Source organism: Bacillus sp. 1735sda2 (assembly GCF_024159245.1).
GTDB classification, from domain to species: Bacteria; Bacillota; Bacilli; order Bacillales; family Bacillaceae; genus Bacillus; species Bacillus pumilus_O.
Map to the genome: position 1 here is coordinate 2640829 of NZ_JAMYWZ010000001.1, position 26079 is coordinate 2666907.

At 39.7% G+C, this 26079-nt stretch carries 35 protein-coding genes, 1 pseudogene and 1 other annotated feature; of the genes and pseudogenes, 4 read left to right on the forward strand and 32 right to left on the reverse strand.

All coding sequences use genetic code 11. From position 1 onward, the window contains the following. Positions 1–8 precede the first annotated feature (8 nt). From NKR21_RS13745 to NKR21_RS13860, 24 genes are all read right to left on the reverse strand, one after another. Complete coding sequence (locus NKR21_RS13745) at positions 9–1721, reverse strand: terminase large subunit (protein WP_144473507.1); 1713 nt, start codon at positions 1719–1721, stop codon at positions 9–11. Continuing rightward, positions 1721–2224, reverse strand: coding sequence for a phage terminase small subunit P27 family (locus NKR21_RS13750; RefSeq protein WP_144458244.1), 504 nt, complete (start codon positions 2222–2224; stop codon positions 1721–1723). The genes NKR21_RS13745 and NKR21_RS13750 overlap by 1 nt, the downstream gene beginning before the upstream one ends. 78 nt (positions 2225–2302) lie before the next feature. Beyond that, positions 2303–2632, reverse strand: a complete 330-nt coding sequence (locus tag NKR21_RS13755; RefSeq protein WP_253602531.1) for a transglycosylase — start codon at positions 2630–2632, stop codon at positions 2303–2305. Beyond that, positions 2625–2981, reverse strand: coding sequence for an HNH endonuclease (locus tag NKR21_RS13760; RefSeq protein ID WP_253602532.1), 357 nt, complete (start codon positions 2979–2981; stop codon positions 2625–2627). The genes NKR21_RS13755 and NKR21_RS13760 overlap by 8 nt, the downstream gene beginning before the upstream one ends. After that, positions 2953–3165, reverse strand: coding sequence for a phage portal protein (locus NKR21_RS13765; RefSeq protein ID WP_253602533.1), 213 nt, complete (start codon positions 3163–3165; stop codon positions 2953–2955). Before NKR21_RS13765 ends, NKR21_RS13760 begins: the two co-directional genes overlap by 29 nt. Then, positions 3162–3464, reverse strand: coding sequence for a hypothetical protein (locus NKR21_RS13770; protein WP_253602534.1), 303 nt, complete (start codon positions 3462–3464; stop codon positions 3162–3164). Before NKR21_RS13770 ends, NKR21_RS13765 begins: the two co-directional genes overlap by 4 nt. A gap of 162 nt (positions 3465–3626) precedes the next feature. Next, positions 3627–4061 (reverse strand): ArpU family phage packaging/lysis transcriptional regulator, encoded by a 435-nt coding sequence (locus tag NKR21_RS13775; protein WP_144468310.1) that lies wholly within the window; start codon positions 4059–4061, stop codon positions 3627–3629. A gap of 18 nt (positions 4062–4079) precedes the next feature. Beyond that, positions 4080–4226, reverse strand: coding sequence for a hypothetical protein (locus NKR21_RS13780; protein WP_186314371.1), 147 nt, complete (start codon positions 4224–4226; stop codon positions 4080–4082). A gap of 121 nt (positions 4227–4347) precedes the next feature. Then, positions 4348–4539, reverse strand: coding sequence for an XtrA/YqaO family protein (locus NKR21_RS13785; RefSeq protein ID WP_483298368.1), 192 nt, complete (start codon positions 4537–4539; stop codon positions 4348–4350). A gap of 87 nt (positions 4540–4626) precedes the next feature. Then, positions 4627–4860, reverse strand: coding sequence for a hypothetical protein (locus NKR21_RS13790; RefSeq protein WP_144468312.1), 234 nt, complete (start codon positions 4858–4860; stop codon positions 4627–4629). Between the two features lie 27 nt (positions 4861–4887). Beyond that, positions 4888–5103 carry a hypothetical protein gene (locus tag NKR21_RS13795; protein WP_144468313.1) on the reverse strand — a complete coding sequence of 72 codons (216 nt, stop codon included), beginning with the start codon at positions 5101–5103 and terminating at the stop codon, positions 4888–4890. After that, positions 5103–5627, reverse strand: coding sequence for a putative metallopeptidase (locus NKR21_RS13800; protein ID WP_253602536.1), 525 nt, complete (start codon positions 5625–5627; stop codon positions 5103–5105). The genes NKR21_RS13795 and NKR21_RS13800 overlap by 1 nt, the downstream gene beginning before the upstream one ends. A 2-nt stretch (positions 5628–5629) precedes the next feature. Beyond that, positions 5630–6004 (reverse strand): hypothetical protein, encoded by a 375-nt coding sequence (locus NKR21_RS13805; RefSeq protein WP_253602537.1) that lies wholly within the window; start codon positions 6002–6004, stop codon positions 5630–5632. 3 nt (positions 6005–6007) lie between these two features. Continuing rightward, positions 6008–6178, reverse strand: coding sequence for a Fur-regulated basic protein FbpA (fbpA, locus tag NKR21_RS13810; protein WP_253602538.1), 171 nt, complete (start codon positions 6176–6178; stop codon positions 6008–6010). Continuing rightward, on the reverse strand, positions 6175–6714 hold the full coding sequence (locus NKR21_RS13815) for an ERCC4 domain-containing protein (RefSeq protein ID WP_065098269.1): 540 nt from the start codon (positions 6712–6714) through the stop codon (positions 6175–6177). The genes fbpA and NKR21_RS13815 overlap by 4 nt, the downstream gene beginning before the upstream one ends. Next, entirely contained in the window at positions 6711–7148 is a 438-nt protein-coding gene (locus tag NKR21_RS13820; protein ID WP_253602539.1) for a hypothetical protein, read from the reverse strand. Before NKR21_RS13820 ends, NKR21_RS13815 begins: the two co-directional genes overlap by 4 nt. Positions 7149–7416: 268 nt before the next feature. After that, the gene (locus NKR21_RS13825) at positions 7417–9849 is read right to left on the reverse strand and encodes a phage/plasmid primase, P4 family (protein ID WP_253602540.1); all 2433 of its coding nucleotides are present in this window, start codon (positions 9847–9849) and stop codon (positions 7417–7419) included. A gap of 60 nt (positions 9850–9909) precedes the next feature. Then, positions 9910–10347, reverse strand: a complete 438-nt coding sequence (locus NKR21_RS13830) for a DUF669 domain-containing protein (protein WP_144468318.1) — start codon at positions 10345–10347, stop codon at positions 9910–9912. A gap of 20 nt (positions 10348–10367) precedes the next feature. Beyond that, positions 10368–10565 carry a hypothetical protein gene (locus tag NKR21_RS13835; protein ID WP_144468319.1) on the reverse strand — a complete coding sequence of 66 codons (198 nt, stop codon included), beginning with the start codon at positions 10563–10565 and terminating at the stop codon, positions 10368–10370. Continuing rightward, a complete protein-coding gene (locus NKR21_RS13840; RefSeq protein ID WP_144468320.1) occupies positions 10555–11502 on the reverse strand; it encodes an AAA family ATPase in 948 nt (315 codons plus the stop codon). Before NKR21_RS13840 ends, NKR21_RS13835 begins: the two co-directional genes overlap by 11 nt. A 3-nt stretch (positions 11503–11505) precedes the next feature. Then, a complete protein-coding gene (locus NKR21_RS13845) occupies positions 11506–12054 on the reverse strand; it encodes a host-nuclease inhibitor Gam family protein (protein WP_135032654.1) in 549 nt (182 codons plus the stop codon). Positions 12055–12246: 192 nt separating this feature from the next. After that, positions 12247–12522: a YqaH family protein gene (locus NKR21_RS13850; RefSeq protein ID WP_216886145.1), complete on the reverse strand. Its 276-nt coding sequence runs from the start codon at positions 12520–12522 to the stop codon at positions 12247–12249. Then, positions 12519–12674 carry a hypothetical protein gene (locus NKR21_RS13855; protein WP_167364627.1) on the reverse strand — a complete coding sequence of 52 codons (156 nt, stop codon included), beginning with the start codon at positions 12672–12674 and terminating at the stop codon, positions 12519–12521. The genes NKR21_RS13850 and NKR21_RS13855 overlap by 4 nt, the downstream gene beginning before the upstream one ends. A 68-nt stretch (positions 12675–12742) precedes the next feature. Beyond that, entirely contained in the window at positions 12743–13015 is a 273-nt protein-coding gene (locus tag NKR21_RS13860; RefSeq protein ID WP_144468321.1) for a helix-turn-helix domain-containing protein, read from the reverse strand. A gap of 260 nt (positions 13016–13275) precedes the next feature. Between NKR21_RS13860 and NKR21_RS13865 the strand changes: the two genes are divergently transcribed. From NKR21_RS13865 to NKR21_RS13875, 3 genes are read left to right on the forward strand one after another with little or no spacing between them, the layout of a single operon-like run. Further along, a complete protein-coding gene (locus NKR21_RS13865; protein WP_144468322.1) occupies positions 13276–13704 on the forward strand; it encodes a helix-turn-helix domain-containing protein in 429 nt (142 codons plus the stop codon). An 18-nt stretch (positions 13705–13722) separates the two neighbouring features. Next, positions 13723–14160 (forward strand): ImmA/IrrE family metallo-endopeptidase, encoded by a 438-nt coding sequence (locus NKR21_RS13870; protein WP_144468323.1) that lies wholly within the window; start codon positions 13723–13725, stop codon positions 14158–14160. A gap of 46 nt (positions 14161–14206) precedes the next feature. After that, the gene (locus NKR21_RS13875) at positions 14207–15628 is read left to right on the forward strand and encodes a recombinase family protein (RefSeq protein ID WP_144468324.1); all 1422 of its coding nucleotides are present in this window, start codon (positions 14207–14209) and stop codon (positions 15626–15628) included. Positions 15629–15636: 8 nt separating this feature from the next. Here NKR21_RS13875 and NKR21_RS13880 read toward each other — a convergent pair. The 6 genes and pseudogenes from NKR21_RS13880 to NKR21_RS13905 all read right to left on the reverse strand — a co-directional run. Then, positions 15637–16026 (reverse strand): annotated as a pseudogene (locus NKR21_RS13880) (UPF0758 domain-containing protein); the annotation flags it as partial. 48 nt (positions 16027–16074) lie between these two features. Then, the gene (locus NKR21_RS13885) at positions 16075–16644 is read right to left on the reverse strand and encodes a Maf family protein (RefSeq protein WP_012010768.1); all 570 of its coding nucleotides are present in this window, start codon (positions 16642–16644) and stop codon (positions 16075–16077) included. 177 nt (positions 16645–16821) lie between these two features. Then, positions 16822–17841, reverse strand: a complete 1020-nt coding sequence (locus NKR21_RS13890; RefSeq protein ID WP_088002221.1) for an SPOR domain-containing protein — start codon at positions 17839–17841, stop codon at positions 16822–16824. Positions 17842–18009: 168 nt separating this feature from the next. Then, positions 18010–18729 (reverse strand): prepilin peptidase, encoded by a 720-nt coding sequence (locus tag NKR21_RS13895; protein WP_088002222.1) that lies wholly within the window; start codon positions 18727–18729, stop codon positions 18010–18012. A gap of 147 nt (positions 18730–18876) precedes the next feature. Further along, on the reverse strand, positions 18877–20175 hold the full coding sequence (locus tag NKR21_RS13900) for a bifunctional folylpolyglutamate synthase/dihydrofolate synthase (protein ID WP_301287568.1): 1299 nt from the start codon (positions 20173–20175) through the stop codon (positions 18877–18879). A 67-nt stretch (positions 20176–20242) separates the two neighbouring features. Further along, complete coding sequence (locus NKR21_RS13905; RefSeq protein WP_144455729.1) at positions 20243–22885, reverse strand: valine--tRNA ligase; 2643 nt, start codon at positions 22883–22885, stop codon at positions 20243–20245. 59 nt (positions 22886–22944) lie between these two features. Beyond that, positions 22945–23174 (reverse strand) — a binding site (T-box leader). Positions 23175–23342: 168 nt separating this feature from the next. Between NKR21_RS13905 and NKR21_RS13910 the strand changes: the two genes are divergently transcribed. Continuing rightward, positions 23343–23531, forward strand: a complete 189-nt coding sequence (locus NKR21_RS13910; RefSeq protein ID WP_003216497.1) for a hypothetical protein — start codon at positions 23343–23345, stop codon at positions 23529–23531. 46 nt (positions 23532–23577) lie between these two features. Here the strand turns inward: NKR21_RS13910 and ysxE are convergent, their stop codons facing one another. Both ysxE and NKR21_RS13920 read right to left on the reverse strand, forming a co-directional pair. Further along, positions 23578–24609, reverse strand: coding sequence for a spore coat protein YsxE (gene ysxE / locus NKR21_RS13915; RefSeq protein WP_144455727.1), 1032 nt, complete (start codon positions 24607–24609; stop codon positions 23578–23580). 37 nt (positions 24610–24646) lie between these two features. Continuing rightward, on the reverse strand, positions 24647–25918 hold the full coding sequence (locus NKR21_RS13920) for a LysM peptidoglycan-binding domain-containing protein (RefSeq protein ID WP_144455725.1): 1272 nt from the start codon (positions 25916–25918) through the stop codon (positions 24647–24649). Positions 25919–26079: the final 161 nt, after the last annotated feature.

The following is a 26079-nucleotide window of genomic DNA, read 5'->3' on the forward strand; positions in this document are numbered from 1 at the left end:
TCCTAATCCTAAAAACTGAAATCTCCTGAAAAGTGTTTGTTTAAGTCAACGTTTGCACCCATATCGTGATACATAGCCCTAGCAAAAGCATTCATAACAGCTGCAGCTGGATCTATTCTTTGAGGTGATTTCGCTTTGTCTAGCATGATGTTTTCTTGCGGATCTTGTTTAAGGATTGCATTATTATACGCAAAAGTGAGCAATGGGTCATTCGCATGAATGACCTTACCCTCATACACCTTTTGTCGGTAATCCTTTGTCGGTAAAGAAAGGTGATGAAACCTCGGTGGTATTTCAACCATATTAAACCCTTTACTTTCAAGCCGTTGTGCTAAGTGCAGCGCATTCCACTTGTCGTATCCAACTTCCATGACTCTCAGTTTGTTGACATGGGCAAATTCAATAATCCACCTTTCAACAAATTGATAGTCAACTGCCTCACCTGATGTGAATGTCATCCAACCTTGATCACGCCATAAATCATAAGGCACTTTATCAGTAGCCATTTTCTCTTTTGCCTTTACCTCTGGAATGAAGGAGTGTTGACCAACATAATAAACATTATCCATCACACCTACCCAGCCAACTGACGTCAAATCCATTGTCATAGATAAATCTACACCAAGATAGATAGCCATTTCTTTTAGATCGGGCATTTCACCATGACAGGCCCGCCATTTAGACATTTTCATGTAGCCATTGTCTTTTTGATCGACCCAGCGATCCATATTTTTTGTAAGAAAACTTCTCATTTTTTCAGGGACATCTAATGCAACTTTTATCGCTGACCGTAGTGATTCTATTCCCTCTGGATAAGTTGCGACTATCGGATTTGCCTTGATCCAGTTCGACTCATCCTTTACGTCGTCTTCGGGATCAAGTTCACAGATCATAACAAAATAGTCATCGTTTTCAATTTCAATGTCGGGATCAAGAATTTTGGAAACATATTGATACTCTTTGAAACACGGCCCGTTTAAGTTGAAACCTGCGGTAGTAATGATAACCATTAAAGGACTTCTACGTGCGACCATTCCACTGTCAATAACATCATAAATTTCACTTGTTTCATGAGACATATATTCATCAACTATCCCTAGTGATGGGTTTTTCCCGTCTCCTACCTTGCGGGCTTCACGGGATAACGGTTTGATAATTGAATTTGTCGCGTATTTCGTGACCTGCCCGTTAGCGTCTGTGTATTTCCCTTCTAAAATAGGTGCGTGCTTTAGTTGTTCAATGATTGCTTGATAGACTTCATCTGACTGCTCTTTCGACCAACCCGCAATAAACACACGATGTTTTTCTTGAGTTGGGAAGATCTCATACGAAGCCATGATAGCCAGCAATTGTGATTTCGCGTTTTTTCTTGCTAACTGAATATAAGCCTTTCTAAAACGCCTGGCACCATTGATCTTTTTGTAAAACCCATAGATATTAGCTGCCATGAATAGCTGAAAGTCTGTAAGCTCAATAGGTTTACCAGCCAATACACCTTCAACATGATGAAATTGCTTGGCCCATTCATAGAAGTCTAAAACTAATTCCGCATCAAAATAATACGGGCAGTCTTCTTCTGCCAGCCGCTCTACGTCTTTAATGAACCTCTGAACAGCCCACTTGTGCTTCTTGCCTGCTTTTATTTCCCCCGATTGAATCTTTTCGCAATATGACCATACACGCTCAATTAAAAGCTCTGCGGTCATTTCCTGCGTTATCATTACATGCGCCCTCCAAAGCGTTCTTCCTCTTTTGACTTCGGCTTGTCATCCTTTTTAGGGATCACAAGTTTACAGCGAGAGGAAATGGTTAATCCTAGATCACTTGATGCTTGTCTGCATTGTTTAAACAGTTTGTCTTGATTTATTAGAAGATCACTATACTTTTGGCTCGCTACTTCAATCAGATTACCGTCCTCATCTTCAACATCAGTTATAACAGGTGTTCGAAGTATGATTTCTGTTATTTGTAAATATTGTTTTCGAGCAAACAAAAAACGGGCAAGCGCATCAACATCTAAATTTGTCATAATTCCGATGTTTTTTAGCTCGTCCGCTATCTTTTTGAATTCTCTTTTTAAGTCTTTTGGTAAGTAAGAAGGAGCTTTCACTTTGTCATCCGGTGCCTTAATTTCCTGCTCTCTTCTCTCTTGAATCTCTTTCTTGGTAAGGTTTTTCTTCCCTTTCACTAGCAACAAGTCAACTGGTTGTCTCGGCCTTGCCATCCCCTCACCTCCTTCCGAATTTTCATTTAGGGAATTTCTCGCGATGTTGAGGGAGACGCGGTCTACGGCAAATCGTTTCTAGGGATTTAACCCTGGGGGGGCCTCCATTTCGATGCGAAGCTGTTTCATATCAATTTGTAAGTTTTCTTGAAGTGTTGCTATTTTCATCTTGTGCATTTCGATAGCCTTTTCAGCCTTCGTGTTCCGAAGGACAACGAATAGCTTTCTAATTTTGCTTTGCTGTTGTCTGATATACGCATTCGTATAATAGGATGTGTACTCAGTCTTGCACCTCGGACAAACTAGAAGATGTTGTTTGATCCCTTCGCCAATCTTTCTAATCCTAGAACAGCTAGCAATGTTAAATGTCGTGCCGCATTGATCGCATACGCACTTTTGATTATCCATTCCCAAACCCTCCATCTTCTTTGGCGGTCTTTCTGTTATGGCAAGACGCACACAATGGCTGCCAATTAGAAGAATCCCAAAATAGCTTTTTATCTCCCTTATGCGGTTTGATATGGTCCACTACTGTAGCAGCAATACGTTTGCCTTGTAGCATGCAAGACTGACACAACGGATGCTTTGCTAGGTAACCTTCACGCGCTTTACGCCATCGGCTATTATACCCACGGCGTGACGATGATTCACGGAACAGATCATATGAAGGCTTCGATGTCTTATGCTGCTGGCAATATCCTTCACGGGTTAGTTGAGGACATCCAGGTTCATTGCATGGTTTCAACGGTTTCATCATAGATCGGTACTCCTGGATTTAATCCATCCAATGGGTATGACTTGTCTATTTCAATAACTTCCAAACTCATTCCCCCGTCAAGAATCATAATGCCTGTTTCAATTGATTTCTTAGCTTCTTCTCTAAGGATTTCCCTTGTCTCGTTATTTAGTTGGCAATCTGTTTTAATAACTAAAATTTTCATTTGATTTCCTCCTCATTGATATGAATTACTTCAATGGCATTCTCCTTTAACCATTGAAATTCATAGCAGTTGATTATTGGATTTCGATAATAGCCTGGCAGTAAGATTAAAATTGTTTCGCTAGGATTTACCCCGTCTAGCATTGCCGGGTTCATTGAAACAAATTGCGGATATTTATATTGTGGGAATTTCTTCTTCAAATATCGCCATAACGCTCTCGCCTCACAAGTGTTTGTCCCTACTATGAGAGTCCTTGTACATTGTTTTGAGCATTCTTTTAAGATTAAGAGTTCTACCAAAGCCAACACCTCCATATAAAAAAGCGACCTCCGCAATGGAAGCCGCCCTATCAATTTATCTCATAATACAATATTACAACCTTTTTCACGTCATGCTGCGCCAACATTACGCCAAAAACACGCCACTTTTACGCCAAAATTCAGCCAAAATAAAAAACACCTCTAAACGGGTGCTTTATAAACAACTTCATTGAGCGCATATGCCAGATCTAGGAATGTCTTTCCTTTCAGGCGTGTATACGATCTTTCACTCATGCCGATTTCATTGTATACCTGGTAATCGAAAACGGGTTCTTGCTGCATGTAGCGTTTAATAATGATTTGTCTTTCATAAGCAGGAAGACGGTTGACAGCCTTTTGTACTCTTTCAAGATATGCATTTCGTTTCTGTTCCCAATCAATGCGTTTCATGGCCGTACTCTCTGTAGATGAATGAAAAGCGTTCGTCACAGCTGGAGGGACGATACTAAATCCGGCCGTTATTTTAGGTAGCATATCATCGGGAACTTGAAGAAGATATAAACGATAGTTGTCGAGAATCCTTTCTACTCTTTTTCTCGTTTCTTTTTTATCTATTACAGGTGGTTCACTCAACATAAAATGCCCTCCCCCCCTTTATTTGCTTTTTAACACCCCGCCACGGCTTCTTTTATATGTTGGGCGGTAAATACCCATGAGCTCCTTTATCTCTTCATATGAAAGCTCCTGCGTGCGATTTTGGGTACATTTGTTCTTAGGAACGTCAGTTCTTTTTTTAGACATAGATTTACACCTCGTTTTCTTCTTTTCTGAATATAAAAAAGGGACACCAACCAAACAGCGCTTATGCTGTCATGATCAGTGCCCCCCGGCTTTCCGGTAGAACGGTTTTATTCAAACGGTTTTATTCAAATAGTTCGCCTTCGTTAAAAAGCAATCGAGTCACTTTGTTATTATGAGTGACAATTTTCGTTTCACCATGCGGCGGTAATTGTGTATATTTCAATATCCCATTAGAGAAAACCAAAACGATGGGCTCTTTTGTGTCAAAAGTCTCAATATCTATAATTTTACTTGGAATGTCTTGTAATCTCAAGTCTTTCATTGCCTCCTTAATTCATATTCAAAACAGCCAAAACAGAAACCGATCCAAACATGATATAAAAGATAAGTAGACGATTTCTCATTCTGCTACCTCCAATCCTTTTACATGCACCATTGATTTGAGGTACGGATGGTCTTGTAATTCCTGTAAACTATCATGAAATCCATTTGCGACACCTTCACCATTTAGGCTGACTAAAGCATACTTATATCCGAACATTTCTCCGAAATATAACTTTGCAACTAGGTATAGGCCCATGCTTGTATTGCCATGAAAATCTTCTAGAATGTCTCCAATGCTCAGCAGCTTCATTTCTTCACCTTCCTGATATTATTAACATTATCTGATTTTGTGATTATCAAATATCATTTGAATAGACATTAATACTAAGTAATTGAGTTCATTCATGCTTTTCGCATGAGCAATTTTTCTAATTGTTCCAATTTCAAAATCAATAAATTCATAGCCTTTTCTGTCACATTTTGATATGAGCCGATCTATCTTTCTTTTTAATCGAATTAGTTCCTTATCTTCTTTGATTTCGGTATGTTCCACTATTTCACCCTCTGAATTCGTTGTTCTCTGTTCACATCATCAATATTCATTTGGTGATCAGCCTCCCGCACAACTGCAGCGAATGATTCAATACCCGTATCCCAAAGACCATGACGCTCAATGATTTCGGAAAATTCCTCCACATCATGCTCTCGTATTCCCCAGCTGTCAGGATCATCGGCGGGCCCGTACACAGTAATCCAATTCCTCGTATCTTTCGGATCAGGTTCTTCCGTTTTGTTACGTGTAAAATGACAAAGTTCATGATCGACCAGGGCGGCACGCTGTTTCTTGTTCATTGCCTTCCATGCTTCCTTATTTACAAATACGAAAAGCATATAATCGGTCATATGACGTTCAAAGGCCGTGCATTTTTTCGCTTTCCCCGCCCATTTGCTGCTGCCTTCTCGAATATAAAACCCAATATGCTCAATCGCATCTTTTAAATGTGGGTGGTGTTCATCAATTAAACTTTTAGCCAGCTGCCGCACCTCGTGTGATTCTTCAAAACCTACAAACGCCATGATTATTTACCTCCTAAATTTTTTTCGTCAAGTAAACCAAGGTTATAAGCTGCCTTTGCTTCAATGTGGTTAACAAGCTGGCCTGCAATTGTATTTGCATACGGTGATATCTTTTTACTTTTAGGTTCGTACCAACCGTTTCTTATTTCCTTTTCAGTAAAGTCTTGTGGATTCTTCAATTTTCCTTGACCTGCATAATGTCCATCCTTATCTACTAGATCTTCAAATTCCATTTCTGGTCCTATTTCACTCGCACCACAGTTATAACAATGGTATGGGCCACATTGAACCATCCCAACACCGTTATCAACAAAATCGGCTTCACATTCTTCTCCACAATAAGGACATTTTTTCAATGGAGTATCATAAGCACCCATTAATCATTTTCCCCTTTCAATCAATTGTTTTTTGAATATTTCGTCTAATTCTTCTAGTGAAAGTTCATACAACTGCCGACCATCAGGCGTTTTAAAGTATCCCATTTTAAGCAGCTGCGCTTTGATTTCATCCTTTTTTCGCTCAAGATAAAGGGTCTTCATTAATTCATTCACATCAAGCCCCCCTTTAGTAATTCACGGGCCATGTAATGAAAATGATGATAGATATAGTTTCCGGTCGCACTTGGATTAATAAAAACCGTTGAAAAATTGTAACGAACCTCAAATGTTTTCAAGCTGCCTAATAACGACTTCGGTTCATATTTTGAACGATATTTTCCGTTGAGTATCTTTTGATACCCTTCCAAGTCTTCCACAAGAAGAGTGAAAGGGTTTTTTGATGCTCGAATCAATTCATTTTCAAACCTGGAACGATCCTTAATGGATTGAACAAGCTCATCAACTCCGTTTTTCCTTTCGATAGCAGCGTTTAAATACATATCTCTATTGATCCCGTATGCCTCATTCTTGGGAATCATTGCGGAATAGTCGCCCGTCTTCATGGCTTTGAATTTGATGGATACATTCTTTTTACGAAGATAGTCAAGAACATGTTGATTCTTCTGTTCTCTCGTATCCACAATAATGATCATGCTGCCTAAAATTTCTTTTAATTCTGTATCTGAATAGTTGTAGTGAATAATAGTCATGATTTATCTCCCTTAAAATAAGACATGGCCCTTTCGTAAATTTCTAAAGATAGCTTGTCCGTTTCCTCACTTTCAAAATTAGAAACGGAAGTGTCAAGGTCTCTCCATCCGTTTTCCCAAAATAGAATAAGCAATCTCGCGGCTTTAGTTGCCGCATCCCACTCACGATTGAACCAGTCGTCTATTTTTGGATTCATTTCTTGATCTATGCCCATAAAATAATTGATGATTTTGTCTATTGTTTGTTTTACATTATGTTCATGATCCGAGTATTCGCCTTTCAAATATCGAATAATTCGTTTCTTGTAAGACTGGACAAATTCCACAAGTTCTTGATAGACGTTTTCGGGATTCTCAATATAAAGATCGTTACCATCAAGAACCAAACGAGCGCCCATCATTTCTAAATCTGCACAAATTTGTTTCGGGTGCATTTTTCCCACCTCTTTTAAAAAAGGGTTAGTAAAGGGTTATCGAACTAAAATTTCAGTAACCCTTTAAAAACTCAATCATATCAAGGCTTTCAGCCTTTTTGGGGTTACTGGGTTATCAAAGGTTATCTATTTTTCTATTAAAGTCTATATACTTATATATATATTATTTTTTATTAATTAATTTTCATGTGAGAGGAACATAGAAATTCAGTAACCCTTAATAACCCCTAAAAAATGTAAAACATTAAAAATCCTTATATATCAATGCTTAGAGCTTCTTTCTATTGATTGAAGTAACCTTATTTGGGTTACTTTTTGAAGTAAATTCAGTAACCCTTTCAGTAACCCGACCATCGTCACTCTGTAAGAAACTTCCTCCTGCATACTGAATTAATGTCATTCCATGAATAAATGTCTTATTTTTTGCGCCTTTTCCTTTTTTAAAACCTCGAATTTCTAATTGACGATAAAAGGCGCGGTTTTTTAATTCAACATCATCATTTTCATAACACCAATCTTTGTATTCCTTATAGATTTCTTTTGCCTCGATTTTTACAGTTGGATGAATAACACATCTTTCAGCAAGAAACGGCCCTAAAATGTCCATATCCTCTCGGTATCCCTCGGTTGCTTTCCTTATGACCTCCGGCTCCTTGAGCCCTTCTTTTTGCCATTTCAAACAACCCTCAACGGCCCATCTTAGAATACCTGGCATTTCTGCAGCTAGTTTCTGCGGCAGCTTCTTATCTACTTTTTCCTTTGGGATCGTAACCGTAAAAGGAACTAATCGAATGCGTCGCCATATACCCTCATCGCTTCCCTTTACAATTGGTTTATGGTTTGTCGTAAAAAACACTTTAAATTCCGGTGTAAACTCAAAATACTCCTGGCGCAAGAAACGGGCGGACATCTTTTCGCCTCCGGTGATCTGCTTCACTAATGATTCAGAAAGTTGCTGGCCTTCTTCACTCTCTACAGCCGACACAAAGCGTGCACCATCTAGGCGGGCTATGTCATTGTTGATGCTGCTATCATTTTTCTTTTTGATAAATGTATCGCTGTTCGTTTGCCGCCCATAGTCTCCTAGTAGTTGCTGAACAGTATTGATAAACGTTGATTTACCATTACGGCCATTTCCAAACAGGAAGAACATGACTTGTTCAGACGTATCACCCGTTAATGCATAGCCAATGGCTTTTTGCATAAAATTAATAATTTCATAGTTCGGCTGCCCGTTTTCATCTATGAAAATACTTTCTAAAAATGCTTTCCAGTTTGGACATTCTGCGTCTTTTTGATAAGCAACTGTTGAAATTTTTGTAAAGAGTAAATCCCGATCATGTGGCAATATTTCACCTGTCTTTAAATCAATCACACCATTTTCACAATTAAACAGATATTTATGTGAGTCGAGCTCCTCTTTTTTAACGGCAACCATCGGTCGTGTATCTAAAATCGTATTCATCCGAATATTGCGACGCTCGCATTTTTTTGCCCAGTCGTTCAGCTGCTTTTTTTTGTACCCATCTTCCGTTGCTTTTGCTTCACCATAAATGGCACGCAACGTTTGAGCAGCTAAAGCCTCAATTTTTCGTTTACTGTCTTCTTCCCACATCTTCCCATTCCAAATTAACCATTCAAGCTCATTGCAATACCGTATATTTTTTCCGTGATAATAGACAAGCCTTTCAGCGTTCCCCAACTCGGTCAAATGAAACACGGGCGGCGTATCTATAATTTCTTCGGTGTCCTCAACTTGAGAATTATCAGGATGAGAAATATATACCTCGTACGGCTGATCCTGCTGTTCTTCCATCAAATCGGATATTGTTTTATGAGTAGAATAAACGGCAGCTGCAATGGTCATTTCTCCATATGTAGCACCATCGGATGAATGTTGCCGATCCCACTTTTCCCGATACAATCCCGTTTCACGAAACATCGAATCCATTTTTGAAGTATCTTTATCAGTCCAAAATGCCAAATGGTTACACAGGGCCATATCTGTTGCCGAATGATCATCGTTTATCAAATGACCATTAAACAAATCTTGAATGCTTTTTCCGTTCTTGCTGTTGAACATCCTTTCCCATATCTCTTTATTAGAAAGATTATTCATATCACGGGATGAAGCAGCAGACGGGCTAGATGTTTTCGTTTCTTCTTTTTTGTCCTTCAAATATTTATCAAAGAGCTCCTTGAGCTTGTCCGATCGTTCTTCAATTGCCCCTATTCCGAGACTGTTTCCTGTAAAGGTAAAATAACGACCGTGTCGATATACTTCTAATCCTAGTTCGGGATTCTTTCTACCTGTGCCCTGGCCCCGTAACGGAATTTTACCTTTTGTAATAATGTGGACACCTTCTCCACTTGGCGAAAATTCGGTATAGCTGCCTACACTATCAACAATTTCTTGTGCGAATGGTGACAAAACCCCACCCTCGACACAATGATCAATATCTATGCCTATAAACGGATCATCTTTTGAGAACATGAAGCCGATCCCGTCATAGTCTCGGTTATTATAAAATTTTAAAATGGTCGGAAAGGTTGACCAGGTTCTCTTATTACTGGATTGTGCCATGCTGCCATCAATCTGATACGGCACTTTTGTTTTCTTACCGTCACGTTCTTCGGAACGCCATAATATCCATTGAGGGGCGTTTTTGAGCTCTTGCGGTATGTTCTTAAATTCGTACATGTAATAACTCCCCTTTAAAGACGAGGGAGCTATACACTCCCTCAATTGTGTTTTCTATGATCAAAAAGGTACATCGTCGTCACTGATATTAACTTGATCAGCATTAGGGGCCGATGCTTCGGACAATTTAAACCCTTTGACTTCGGGATATGTTTTCCCGTTATGCTCTCTTTCTCCGACCACTAGACGAACTGGTTTATTTAAGAAAGCATTCGCCCATTCGATATGATCTTTAAATTTCATTCCGTTGGGGAAACCTGCGGCTTTTGATGCCTGGTGGAATCTCCACATAGCGTTTTCTGTAACCGTGAAGTTATCATATAAAATTTTCTGCCCCTGACATGGCTGCTCAACATCTGAACGAATTTCATAATCTACGACAAGTCGCTTATTGCCTGACGCTGCTGTTTTTTCTTCAAAATGCATCACTGTTGCTTCATATTCTCCTGGTTTAATTGGTTCAAATGTATCACCTTTGCTGTGGTCTACTGTAAACATATTTAATTCCTCCAATTTTTTTATTTACCGTTCAGAACGGTTACAAGATTTTGAGTTACTTGGTCCAATACATAAGGGTCGCTAGTGTCTTCATTTCGCAAATCATAAATTACGCTGTCTATGCCACTGTTTAATCTATCAATCTCTGAAATTAACCAGGGGACATCTGCTATGTCTGCCCGTTTTCGAATCGTCTCGAGCTTTGTATCATTTTTCAACTTGATCACCTCCCAAGACTTCAAAAACGTCGTTTAATCTCTCAATAGCAGCTTTAGCAAGTTTGACATTCCATTGATCCAATTTCTGATTCGCTTTAATCTGAAATTCTTCAATCATTTGAGCTGCCTTCTCGTTACCTTCAATCAAAGTTTTAATATGAGTAATTAAGCCGATTCTTTCGGTTTCTTCCTCTGCTTTTACATCAATTCCAAGCTCAAGCCATTTATAAAGTTTGCGGCCAACATCAGGATTTAACTTTAAGGAAGAACCCTCAAACATTCGTGTATTATCCTTAGACGTTTCGGCCATATGATCAATGCTAATAGTGAAATTAAGCATAAATTCATATTCCATTTCATCTTTTTGTACTGGTTTGGTCCCAACCTTACGAGGGGCCATTTTCCCGTTGTTATCGGGCTCGACAACATACTCTGTTTTTGTTCTCATTGTTGCCAGGATATGAACATTATTTTGTGTCAAAGTCTTGATTAGCTTGGTTGTTTCCGGCGCAAGTTTGCCCCAGTTCTGAAAAGAGTTTCCGGACATGCTGCCATGTGTTTCCACAATTCCACCTTCCCCCTGCCAGTTGTGGGAAAGCGAATCAATTACAACCACCTCGGCCCCTGCGTTCTTAATTGCCTCAACGGCCATTTGATAACGTTCTGTTGTGTAAGGCGGCGTAAAATCAATATGCTTAAAGCTGCCTATACGAATTTCATCAAATTGTAAATTAGCGTATAGTTTTGCACGACGGTGCTCGGTATCAACAACGCCGATCTTAGACCAAATTTCCTCATCACTTGCTTTCGGATATGCTTCTCTCATCATTCCGTAAGCTACAAGCAGCGCTCCGGCTGTTTTACCGGAACCACTCGGACCGATAAATCCCACAATTGCTTTTTCCTTTTGACGCTGCGCGTCTGTTACTTGAAACATAGCTTATACCTCCACCTTGAAGTTGATTGAGGCAGGTTCTACCTCTACCCCTGGGACAGCTTGTCCGTTTTCGTCAATTACAACTTTCTTACCGTCAATTTCTTTAATAGATAAAGATTTTTTGAAGTCGCCCCATTTGATGTCTTCTTTGATTAGTTCATTCAGGCCAGCTTTTTTCACATGCTCGAGAAGTTGAGCTTCATCGACTGCTTTAGGCTGTTCTTTAATTGCACGGCTTTTAGATTTCCCGTAAGGCGTTGAAAGAGTTTTTGCCTTCGGGTCTTCCTGCAGCTGCTTTGTATGATAGACACCCACCAAATTTTCAAAGAATGCTAGATTGTCTTCAATCGGTTTCAGTTCCTTGCTTTCCCATTCTTCAATACGCTGCTTTTCTGTGGCTGCCAGTGCTTTGATTTCTTTTTCTTGTGACTTGAGAGCAGCAATTTTACGAAAAGCCCAATTCAAGCTGTTCATATCATTAATCTCAAATTGTGGACGGTTGCCAGGCTGTTCACTAATTTCATTAAGTTCAAAGTCTTGCAAAGGATTCATATTGCACCTTCCTTTATTTGCTTTTGTTGATACTTCCATTTAAAATGGAATTGCTTTTGTTTAATTAGTCCACATTGCCGTGTGGGCTTTTTTTATTCATCTTCTTCCTCGGTGTCATCGCCATGCTCTTGGTCATACTGTTGATACTCTTTTGGATATCCATTGCGAAGTATTTCAGTAATGACCGGATGCTCAAGATTCATATGTCGGCCTCTTTATAGTTGAGACATTTAAACCTTTACTTAAAAATTGATTCGCAATTTCATGTAGCTGCACAACTTGTTCAGACCGATGCATTCTTTTAAGTTCCTCGCAATTTGAAACAATTGACCCTGCAATCTCTATACATCCTTCAAAATCTTGATCGGTGACAGCATCGCTTAGTAACTCATCAACAAGAAAGTGAAGTGATTTAATAAGTCTTTCAGCCTTTTCACGATCAATTTTTAAAAAGTGATTCAAGTTCATGATTGAGCTCCTTTCATTTTTAAATAAACATGACACCATTTGATCATTTGTTTCTTAGAAAAATTGGCTACTTTAGTTCGTTTTTTTCGAATCATCTTTTGTTCAAATTCAGCGAAAAAGGCGGCTAATTCAATTACCTTTTCTATTGTCATTGTTTTTTTCTCCTTTCTCTAAAGCCTCTTTTTTTAGAATTCTCGGAACCGATAACTCCATGAAAATTTCATAAAGCCTTGCTTCTACATGCGCTGGTAGCTCTATCATGTCCACCCTCCTCGATCACTTGTATTTCCGTCATTTTCAATATGTTTAAATCTAAATTTATGAAAATTGCTATTTTCGAAAGTGTCTTTGTACTTGGAAGGTATCTCCCGTTTTCAATGTCGGAAAGATAAGTCCTAGAAAGGCCTAGCGCTTCCGCCATTTCTGTTTGTTTTAAGTGTTGTTCTTTACGTTTACTTTGAATTAACGCTCCAAGTTTTTTCCCGTCCAGCATGTAATCACCTCCCGTTAAGGTATGACCAAATTGTATGGTATTCACGTCATTTTGTAAAAGTCCAAATTCGTTTAAATAAGAGCAATATCAAGAAAAAAAGAGCATTTATCTTGTATTTCCGTCATTTCGCTCTAAATGACTTGTATTTCCGTCATTTAGAGCGTTGTATTTCCGACATTACGACATTATAATTAGATTCATATTAAATATTGAATATTGGTACATGAAAGCTGTGTATTGTGTGGGAGGTAACTGACTTGATGACTGTTGGTGAAAGAATAAAGATGCTTAGGAAAGCAAAAAAGTTAACCCAATTACAATTGGCAGATAAGGCTAACCTTTCCCGTTCATACCTCGGAGATATAGAAAGAAATAGATACAACCCGAGCCTTGCAACACTAATAACAATTGCAGACGCATTAGATATTCATGTTTCTGAAATCGTAGAAACAGACAACTTACTACATGAAGAAGTTACTAACTACAATGAAAGTGATGAAAAAGATATTGCCAAACGTATGGAGGCTATAAAAAAAGACCTGGAAAATACCGATGGTTTAAGTTTTTCAGGTGAACCTATGAGCGAAGAAGCTATAGAGTCACTAATGGAAGCTATGGAACATATTGTTCGACAAACACAAAGAATAAACAAAAAATACATTCCACATAAACACAGAAAAAAAGACTAACAGGGGGGTCAGTCTTCTTTGATTAAGTCAGCTGCGCAATCACTAATAAAGAAGTATAAAACCAACAATCCGTTTGAACTCGCTGAACAATTAAATATTCATGTTCATGAGTGGGATTTACATCACGAAATAAGAGGGTTTTATAAATACGATAGAAGGAACAGATATATATTTATTAACTCAAATTTAAAGCCATATGAAAAACGCGCTACATGTGGACATGAACTGGGACATGCTCAACTTCATACTCATGCCAATACAACTTTCATGAGAGAAAAAACCCTCTTATCGGTAGAAAAAATAGAAGTTGAAGCAAACACTTTTGCTGTTGAGCTTCTTCTTCCTGATTCTTTGCTTGAGCAATATAAGAACACAAACTATACTCTCGCGGATGTGGCTTTAATGCACAACGTACCTAAAGAATGGTTACCCTACAAAAAAACTAAAATTTTTTAACCTAAAAACCGAACATATATTCTATTTTTAATGGAGGTAATTTCAAATGGAAGACTCAAGAAAAAAAAGTGTGGGTATTTATGTAAGAGTATCAACCGATGAACAGGCTAAAGAAGGATTTTCTATTTCTGCCCAAAAAGAAAAATTAAAAGCCTATTGCGTATCACAAGGTTGGGAAAGTTTTAAATTTTATGTCGATGAAGGTAAATCAGCCAAAGACACACATAGACCTTCACTAGAATTATTATTAAGACACATAGAACAAGGGATTATTGATACTGTTCTAGTTTATAGGTTAGATCGTTTAACACGTTCCGTGCGTGATCTATATGCTTTATTAGATTACTTTGATAAGTATAATGCCGTTTTTCGCTCTGCGACAGAAGTTTATGATACGGGGTCCGCAACTGGCAGACTATTTATAACTCTAGTTGCTGCAATGGCGCAATGGGAAAGAGAAAATTTAGGCGAACGAGTGAAGATGGGCCAAACTGAAAAAGCAAGACAAGGAGAATATAGCGCTCCGGCTCCATTCGGCTTTATTAAAAAGGGGAAAACTCTTGTTAAAAATCCTGAACAAGGAGAAATTTTACTAGAAATAATTGACAAGGTGAAAAAAGGAGATTCCATACGTAAGATTGCTGATTACCTTGATAATTCGGGAATTCTTCCACCTAAAAGGGCTTACCGTTGGCATGTAGGAACAATATTGACAATCCTAAAAAATCCTGTTTTGTATGGTTCTTTTCGTTGGGATGATGAAATGATAGAAGATACACATGAAGGATACATATCAAAAGTTGAATTTGATCGTATACAAGAAATCCTGGAAGAAAGAAAGATTATTAAAAAACGGGATAGTTATTCCATCTTTATTTTTCAATCTAAAATAGTTTGCTCAGTTTGTGGAAATCGGCTTGCTAGTGAAAGAGCGAAGTATTTCAGAAAAAAGGACAAAAAGTATGTGGAAAATAATCACTATAGGTGTCAAACCTGTGTATTGAAGAGGCAATCTTCTCCTATGGGTAGTGAGAAAAAATTTGAAAAAGCACTTGTGAAATATATGCAAAATGTAACACCAAAACTCGAACCAACAATACCCGATGAGAAAAAAAATGATTATGAAAAAGTACATCAAAAAATAATGAATTTAGAAAAACAAAGAAAAAAATATCAAAAAGCCTGGTCATTAGATTTAATGACAGACCAAGAATTTGAGCAATTAATGAATGAAACAAAAGAAGCGCTTAAAAGCGCTCATATCGAATTAGCTGAATCTCATTCGTCAGATTACTCAAATTCACAAATCGACATTGAACGTGCGAAAGAGATTGTAACAATGTTTAATGAAAATTGGTCTGTACTAACAAATGATGAAAAAAGAAGCATTGTTCAAGAACTAATCAAGTATATTGTTTTCATTAAAGAAGAAGGTGAAATAATAATCACTCATATAGAATTTTATTAGTTTTATGTCAAGTTGAAGCAAACGAAATTTTCCTGTGTCAAAAACCTCATATCTTCCATCACAAAGTTCGCTCCGTCTTCTGGTGTGCGGATCACATAGCGGTTATCCGTCGTTTGATGGTGTAATCTAGTGCCGAGTTCTAAAGCAGCTAAAAGAGAAATCGCCTTCGCCTTTCCAACTCCTCGAATCTTCGACATTTCTTCAATTGAGGCTTCTCTTACAGAGCGAAGACCACCGAATGTTTGCAGAAGTCTTGCAGAAATTTGGAGAACGGATTCTTTTTTTGTGCCTGTTCTTAGAAGGATCGCAACAAGTTCATGATTTGACAAACTGCTGGGCCCGTATTTAATAAAACGTTCTCTCGGTTTTTCATCATGAGGGAAATGCTTTAGCAGCATAGGGAAATCGTTCAGGATGACCACTCCTTTTAGAATTCCTTCCTGTCTTCAAAAAGGGGTGATTCCAAAGGTTTCAAGCACTCTGACTGTTTTTGCAATAGGTAGACCGACAACGGAAAAATAATCACCATCTATTTTTTGAACAAACAGTGCGCCTTTCCCTTGAATGCCATAGCTTCCCGCTTTATCAAGGGGTTCGCCCGTTTCGATATAGCGGTCTATTTCATTTTGAGTCAGCGTCCAAAATGTCACTTCTGTCTGTTCATAAAATGTTTCTTTTCTATTCTCTGACTGAACCGTGACACCCGTCAAGACTTGATGTGTCTTTCCTGATAATAATTGAAGCATGAAAGCTGCTTCTTTCTTATCTTTTGGTTTCCCAAGACATTTGCCGTCAATTGCAACAATTGTATCTGCACCAATGACCACAGCTTTGGGATTTAATCTTTGAATATCATTTGCTTTTTGTTCTGCCAACCATTGGACGTTCTCAGCAGGAGAAAGGTTTCGATTTATTTCTTCTTTTAAATGACTTGCTTGAATGTCATAAGAAAACCCTGCTAGATCAAGCAATTCTTTTCTTCTAGGTGACTGCGATGCGAGAATCAATTGGTTCATGTTTGTTCATCCTTTCAGGGTTTAGCCTAAGAAGTAAGATACACATTCATCCTAGCAAATGTACATCTTACCGACAATTTACGAAAATTCATTTTTCATGTACCTTCATCATTATGTTGGATGCAAAAGAAAAAAACTAGTCATTTTTTGACTAGTTTCGTTTCTTAAAAAATGATTTTACGTATTTAATTGATCAAGTAATGCCTGCTGAGATTTCCAGCCGTTTTCAGCAGTTGGGTCATTTAATAGTTGAACAGCTTTCAGCAAACTGCTTTTAGCCGGTGCGTCCTCTGTTTTGGCACTTTCAAGCTCAGAAATTAGCTGCGTCACTTCCTTTTGATCCACTTCATCGCCTGCAATCACTTTGGATGATAATACAGATGCCTTTTCTATTAAATTAGTCAACTCGTCAGGCACTTGAAATGAGAGCTCTTTTCCTCCCCATGCCTCAAAGTGCTGATCAATCAATTTCTTCCCTACAGCGCTTGTCATCCCCTGCTCTGTCGCAAGTCCAGCAATAACATAATACCCATCATCCATGGAAATCTTTTTCCCTGCATATCCTGCATCTTTTAAACTGCCAACTAAGTCATCTGCTCCTTTTTCAGAAGAGAATTTCCCAGCCTGTACAACAAAGGTTGATAAACTGCCAGAGGCACTTTTTTCTTCTTTGTTCTCTTTTGATTCATCTGTAGTACCTGCTTTCGGCGCATCCCCGCCGGCTTTCATCGATGATTGATTTCCAGATCCAGATGCCGAGACACTGATATCTCCACCTGAAGGATTTGGTGTACTATCTTTACTTAAACTAAGCGCAAACACCCCGAGACCTGTCCCAAGAACGACCGCAAACACAATTGTTGTCATCACTCTCTTGAAAGGACCACGATTTTTACCGAACTTTTGATCAAAGGAGCTTTTTTTCTTTTGATAAGGGGTGACGACTTTTGGATCAGAATGATAAATATGATCAGCCGCATCATCCCACTGGAAATCTTCTTCTTTCGGTTTAGACGGATCTTCCTGAGAAGCGGCTGTCTCCTGTTCCGAATGTCTCTTTTCTTCCCAATTCGAAAACGTCACTTGATCTTCTTGCTGTTTCGGTGGCTGATGATCATCTTCATGTACCATTTCTTCCTTGCCATTAATATTGACCTTTAGCCCTTGTTTTTTTGCCTGCCTTTTTTTCACTGTCATTCCCCGCTTTCTGACATGTTTGTAAGAAAGACCTTTCTGTCCAATGAATCAGTGCGAATTTAACCCGTCCTTCTTTCTGTTTCACACTTTAACATAGCAATCAAAAAAAAGAACAAGACTTTTGTCGGCAGAGCAAAAAAGTGTTCGCCAATTTTTTCATCCCTTCGACTAGCCAAATTGAAACAAGACAGGAGTACCACAGAGATACAGCAAAAAAGAAATAGCGATCGAAGGAACAAAAGGGAATGGCTCGTTTAATCGAAAGGAAAAGACCTTTGCATAAACCATTCCAGTGATACATGAGAGAAAAAGCATGAGAAGGAACGGTTTGAAGCCAAAGCAAAATGCAAGTACACTGAACATCTTCATATCAGCTCCGCCCATACTATTTGGCTTAAAATAATCTAGACTAGAAAACAAAAGAATGCAAAAAATGAGAGAAGCCGTCCCTTCCCACCAAATTAGAAGCGGTTCCAGCGTGCGGTATATGGCGAAAAGAGGAAAAAAGAAGAGAAACAGCTCGTTCGGCACCCTCATATAGAGAAGATCACTCACGACAGCAATCACGAATAAACTACAAAGAATCATAAGAAAAAGACCTTCAAACGAAAAACCAGCGATCCTATAAATGAACAAAAAAAGACCGCCTGACAGCAGTTCAATCGTTGGATAGAGCCAAGATAGACGAATGCCGCAATGTTTACAAGCCCCCTTCCATACAAGATAAGAAACGAGCGGGATCATTTCGCGTAGGGATAGCGGCTGTTTACAGGCTGTGCAGTGAGAGCGTGGAATAAGAATAGACCGCTTCACCGGTAGCCTTTCACCAACGAGATGAAAGAACGATCCCATCGTGATGCCTGCAAGAAACAGAAAAATCTCAATCATATGTGGAGCTCCTTCCGGGAATAAGATAGACCGGATTTTACCATGATCCCACCTTCTTAAGCATCTAGTGAAAATATGATTTTCCCCCTTTTCTACATATAAAAAGAAAAAGACGCAAAAGGCATCAAAGCCATTTGCGTCTTTTCGTTACCCAATCATACGATTTCGTATATCTGAAATAAAATAAAGAGAGCCTGTCACAAGAATCACCGCTGAAGGATCATCACTCTTTTTCTGAATCCATTCAAGTACTGCACGAGGGTTATCATCATACGATTTTGCCTCTAACTGACTGCATGCATAAAGCTTTTCCGCTGATTCAGCTCTTGGAAAATCAAATGAAACAAAGTGGATTGAAGAACTAACGGCTTCAAGTTTTTGAATCATTTGCTTGTACGGCTTATCTTTTAAAGCACTAAAACAGATATGTACTTGTTTACTAGAAAAATGGGCTTGTACCGTTTCAATTAAGCGGTCAATTCCCTCTTCATTATGAGCGCCGTCTAAATAAACTGGTGGATGGTCTTTGACTTTTTCAAATCTTCCAGCCCAAACTGCATGCCGAATACCTTCATATACTTGCTCTTCTGTCACGCTAATATAGCCTTCTTGCTCGAGCCATTCAATGAGCAGAACAGCAAGGGAAGCATTTTGCCGTTGATGCGTTCCGATTAACCCTGTTTCAAGCTGCGGATACTGCCTTTTTGATGTGCGTAACGTAAATTGTTCTCCTGTTTCTGTTGGCTGCTGATGACTGAAGGTACAAGTCTCTTGTAATGACATGCATTCCGCCTTTTTTTCTTTTGCGATGTTTTGAATGACCGCAAGAGCTTCCGGTTGATGGACAGCAGTGATCATCGGAATACCCACTTTGATAATGCCTGCTTTTTCAGATGCAATTTGTTCAAGTGTGTCACCTAAAATCGCCATATGATCATGACCAATCGACGTAATCGCTGTTAAGATAGGGGCGGCAACATTTGTTGAATCAAGTCTTCCGCCAAGGCCTGTCTCTAATAGGACAAAGTCTACTTGTTGTACATCGGCAAAATAAGCAAATGCACATGCAGTAATGATCTCAAACTCTGTTGCTGCGCCAAGCTCTGTTTGATCTAACTCATCAACAAAAGGCTTGATTTTATTCACCAAACTCAGCCATTCTTCATCCTGTATAGGTGCTCCGTTCACGCTGATTCGTTCATTGAACGTTAAGATAAACGGAGAGGTGAAGGTGCCGACTGAATAGCCTGCTGCTTGTAAAATGGAACGAGTAAACGCAATCGTTGAACCTTTTCCATTTGTACCCGCAACATGGACTGCTTTTATGCGTTGTTCCGGATGGCTTAGTTTGTTCATCAGCCACTTCATTCTTTCAAGACCCGGTTTTACACCAAAGGCCAGTCTACTGTGAATCCACTCAATGGCTTCATGATAGGTTGTAAACAATGTCATCTCTCATTTCATACGAAATTTTCAAAAAAGACGACTCCAATTCATTAGGAGCCGTCTTTTCTTATGCTTTCAGCTCTTCAATACGCTTTTGAACAGCTTCGCGTTTTGCGACATAATCACGTTCTTTCGCACGCTCTTCTTCTACGACACTTTCAGGGGCTTTTTTCATAAAGCCTTCATTGCCAAGCTTTTTCTGAACTCGTTCCACTTCTTTTGTCAGTTTATCAAGCTCTTTTTGCAGACGGGCAATTTCTTCGTCTAAATTGATTAAGCCTTCAAGTGGCAGAATGAGTTCTGCTCCAGAAATAACAGCTGTCATCGCTTTATCACTAGCTGGGACATCTGTGCCAATTTCAAGCACACTTGGATTCGTGAAGCGCTCAATATATGAACGATTTTTCTCTAAACGTTCCTGTACATCAGATGTGGATGCTTTGATATATAGCTCGACTTGTTTACTCATTGGTGTGTTGACTTCACTGCGAATGTTACGAACAGAACGAATCAGTTCAACAAGCAGTTTCATATCAGCAGAAGCTTGTTCGTTGGAAAGCTCCGGCTTCACTTCAGGCCATGCCGCTACAGTAATGGACTCACCTTCATGAGGTAGATGCTGCCAGATTTCTTCTGTTAAGAACGGCATAAACGGATGTAGAAGTCTCATCGTTTGATCTAATACATACGCAAGGATCGAACGAGTCGTTTTCTTCGCTGCTTCATCTTCTCCATAAAGCGGAAGCTTCGCCATCTCAATATACCAATCACAGAAATCATCCCAAATGAAGTTGTATAAATGTCTGCCCACTTCACCGAATTCATACTTGTCAGCAAGCTGTGTGACACTTTCAATTGTTTCATTTAGTCGTGTTAAAATCCATTGATCAGCAACTGATTTTTCTCCTGTTAAATCAAGCTCATCATACGTTAAACCATCCATATTCATGAGAGCAAAACGGGATGCGTTCCAAATTTTGTTCGCAAAGTTCCAAGTGGATTCAACCTTTTCAAAGCTAAAACGTAAATCTTGACCTGGAGAGCTTCCAGTCGCTAAGAAATATCTCAGTGAATCCGCACCGTACTTGTCGATGACCTCCATTGGATCAATTCCGTTGCCAAGTGACTTACTCATTTTACGCCCTTGTTCATCGCGAATAAGACCATGAATGAGGACATCTTTGAACGGTTTTTCTCCTGTGAATTCAAGACCTTGGAAGATCATACGAGATACCCAGAAGAAGATGATGTCATAGCCTGTTACAAGCAGATTGGTTGGGTAGTAGCGCTTGAAGTCTTCACTTTCTGCATCTGGCCAGCCCATTGTAGAGAAAGGCCAAAGCGCTGAACTAAACCATGTATCAAGTACATCGTTATCTTGCTCCCAGTTTTCAATATCTTCTGGCGCATCAAGTCCCACGTATACTTCCTTCGTTTCTTTATGATACCAAGCCGGGATGCGGTGTCCCCACCATAGCTGACGAGAAATACACCAGTCACGGATATTTTCCATCCAGTGTAAATACGTCTTTTCAAATCGGTCTGGAACAAATTGAACTTGCTCATCACCTTTTTGCAGATTGATGGCTTCATCTGCGAGCGGCTGCATTTTCACAAACCATTGTGTTGATAAATATGGCTCCACTACAGCGCCACTGCGCTCACTGTGACCAACTGAATGCATGTGGTCCTCAATTTTGAACAAAATGCCTTCATCTTGAAGATCTTTCACAAGCTGTTTACGACATTCGAAGCGGTCCATTCCTTTGTATTGAAGTGCGTTTCCATTCATTGTGCCATCTTCATTCATCACAAGAATGCGCTCTAGGTTATGACGGTTTCCAAGCTCGAAGTCATTCGGGTCATGAGCCGGGGTAATTTTTACAGCTCCTGATCCAAATTCCATATCAACATAGTCATCCCCGACGATTGGAATCTCTCGGCCTGTAATTGGTAAAACAACTGTTTTCCCAATCAAATGCTGATAGCGTTCATCTTCAGGATGTACAGCGACTGCCGTATCTCCCAGCATCGTTTCAGGTCTTGTTGTCGCAATTTCAATCGAACCTGATCCATCTGCAAGCGGATATCTCAAGTGATAAAACGCACCTTGCACATCCTTGTAGATGACTTCAATATCAGAAAGGGCCGTTTTTGTTGCTGGGTCCCAGTTAATGATGTATTCTCCGCGATAGATCAATCCTTTTTCATACAATTGAACAAACACTTGGCGGACTGCTTTATTCAAGCCTTCATCTAATGTAAAACGCTCACGCGAATAGTCTAGACCTAGACCCATTTTCGCCCACTGGCTGCGAATAAAATCGGCATACTCTTCTTTCCATTTCCACGTTTCTTCTACAAATTTTTCACGTCCGAGATCATAGCGGCTCACGCCTTCTTCGCGAAGCTTTGCCTCTACCTTTGCTTGTGTTGCAATACCCGCATGGTCCATTCCTGGCAGCCATAAAACATCATAGCCCTGCATCCGTTTCATACGAGTCACGATGTCTTGAAGGGTTGAATCCCAAGCATGCCCTAAGTGTAATTTTCCTGTCACGTTTGGTGGAGGAATGACGACTGTATATGGATCTTTCGTTTTGTCATTTTGTGCTTCGAAGAATTTCCCTTCAAGCCAGTACGTATAGCGGTCTTTTTCAATCGCATTTGGATCGTACTTTGTTGGCATTTCTTGATTATTTGTTTCCATTTGTGTTACCTCCACATTTTTTCGGCTGATGAAACATAAAAAAAGCCTTTTCATCCTTATAAAAGGACGAAAAAGCTTTTTCGCGGTACCACCTTTTTTCACGAAACACTTAGACGTGTCCCGTACTCTCTAAAGGATAACGGGGATCTCCCGAATTTCTCTACTACATGTTTCAAGAAATTAAGCTCACAGGCGACCTTCCAAACAAGTGCATCCTAGAAAACCTTTCAGCTATTGGTTTCCCTCTCTTTAGGGTCTTGCTCGTACTCTTCCTGATCCACGCTTACAATATATCACGTTCATCAGCTTATACTCATCTTTTATTAATATTACTAAATGCCTTTTGTTTTCGTCAATCATCTTTTCCGCTTTTCTTCTTCTTTATACAAATTGGACAAGCACCCTTTGCCTCTTTGTCCATATGATAATAGCAAAATGAAAAAGGAGGGCGTTTACTTTGAAGAAGATCAATCCATATACACTTCCCCCCTGGCTAAGACAAATTCGGGCAGTCGCCTCCCAAGTCGTTCTCCCAATTGCGATATTTCAAGGGTTTCGTACAATTATTTTCCCCACGACATTTGACGTCCTCATCCTAGGTATTCTCATTTTTCTTGCCTGCGCCTTTCACCTTGATTGGTTTTAAACGCTTGCTCTTATGTACCAGCCATTATGAACACAAAATAACCTCGTCATTCCGCTGATGACGAGGCACTTTGTTCTTCTTCAAGCCGTCTAGCCTGCTCAATCTCGTGAATCTTCATGACGGTCGGCTCTGAATTTTTCATCTGCCAATATGCTCTTAACAGCTCTTGACAGCTTTCCATCTCATCCTGCCCGCCTGCTTCATAGGTTTTCACTGTATCAAACAGACCTTGCGGATAAGCAAGGTAACTAAGAAACAAATGAAGCTCTTCCTCCCGAAGAGGATTTCCTTTTTGATACGTATAAAACAAGGAAGTGCATTCAGGACACGACGTGGGATAGGTTTTGAACGTCCGAAAGTAAAAGGTTAGAAGATCATAAATGGGGGCGGCTTTTTTAGACCGCTCAAAATTGGTGAAATGTCCTGTGCCCACATCATTGTACAAAAAGTGATGAATCGACAGCTGCCCATGATTTAACACGACACGAGTTGTTTCTTTATCTTTCATTTCTTCATGCCAATCTTCTAGTCGTTCAAGAGCAAATTCGCTAGCAGACATCGCCTCTGAAAAATACATCGCAGCAGCCAGTTCAAATGGCGACATATACCATGTTTGCTCTGCCCGCTCTATGAACCGTTCATACATGTCTTTCTCTGTTTCCCATTTGGTCTTGATTTGTGTGTAGTGCGCTTCGATCTCTTGCTCTGTGATATCCATCATCACTTCGGTCCGCTTATGAAGTCTTGCAATCTCTTGAAATAAATATTCATGTTTATCGTCCTGCTCTTCTCTCTTTTCATTCGTCAGCCAAGGCATCAGATAGTATGCGTACTGGCTTTCACGATGACTTGAGAAAAAAGAACCGCTCTTCGTCCGATAAATCGGCACAAAAGAGCGATAGCCCTTTGATTCTAGTTCAAGCATTTGCTCTGTAAACTGCATATGTCGACTGGCTTTTACTCGCTTTAAGGCAAATGCGCCCTGTTTTGTATATACTTTGACGACAGCAGAACTGACAGGTTCAATGTATTCCGCTTCAAGCCCGTATTCGTATAGGACAGATTGGATTTCATCCACGTTCTCTCACCACATTTTCTCGGTCCATCATCTCATACTATGCATTGCTTTTTTGATATTCAGGAATATAAAGAATCTGCCCTTCTTCAAGCTCTGCATCCACCGACAATGAATTCGTTCGAAGGAGCTGCTGCACATTCAACTGATATCGCTCACAAATACGATCGACCGTATCTTCTTGCTGAACTATACATATTTTCATGCGAGAAAAATCTTCCTCCTCCTGCTTAGCGAACAGCTTCGTTAAATAAAGAGAATTCTCACTGCCAGACGTTTCTCTCACGTCTTCTTCAAATGCCTCTTCTTCTTGAGCTGACTCATATACTTTTGGCGCTTCTCGTTCATATAACCGTCCGAGCTGGTACGTATCATCCTGCGTCTCTTCCTCCTCTTCCTCTTCCACGTGATAAGCGGGTTGTTCAAATACCGGATACGGCTGAACCGTTTCTTCCTGCTTTTCGGCGATTTCCGGATCTTTTCTCACTTCCACCTCAAAAAACGTGTCCTCACGTTCTTCCTCATCTAAGAGCTTAGGCGGTTCAAAAAATGGTGGTTCTTGCACTTGAGCTTCAGGCAAAGAGCGATAACCAAGCGCCACTTCTTCTTGGCTCTCCGTTTCCTCACGTTCTTCCGATTCCTCCAGTTCTTCGGTCTCTTCTTCCCTACTCACCAGCTCTATCTCAATTTCTTCTTCCTGCTTTTCTTCTTCGCGCATGTCATGCTGAAATACAGTCTGCTCCTCATCAATCTCACGTTCATTGTCCTGCAGTTCTTCTAGTTCCTCTTCTTCTGGTTGCAGCTGATAATCATAGGTCACGTCGCCATATTCTTCTTCAGAACGATGAACAAATTCATACGGCTCCTCTACAGTCGCTTGAGGCGTTTCCTCGTCTAAAAGACCCTCAATCGCTAGATCAGCTTGAATGGTGAGCAAACGATTTTCTGTCAGCTGGTAATCAAACGCATCAATAAACACAAACACATCATTTAAATGACTGATTTTGTTCTTAGGAATCGTGATATCGACTGGGAATTGATGCAGAAGCTCCGCTGTCCCGTCTTCTCTGACCTTCACCTCATCAGCTTCTCTGTATGATGCATAGGAACTCAATTCACCCAATAGCTCCTCTTGATTTATGTTGTATTCTCCTGTTAGCTCGAGTGAACCTCTAATCGAAACATAATCATTCACTTCTTGAACGAGAATGTCAGGATCGAGAGAAATAGACAGCAGCTCACTGACTTCCTGTCCGCTTTTGAAATAGATGGATTCTTCTACTGAAAACTGTAATCGATTGTTTTGAGACAAGTCGGTGTCCTCCTTTCATCTAATCCTTCAAAATAAAATTAGATGTCAATACAGATGTATGTGAGAGGCAGTGAAAATATGATTGGTTTTCAGCAACACAAAAAAGCCGATATGTCTCCATATCGGCGCAGCGTGTAGACAAACCCTCGCATTCGTTGTCA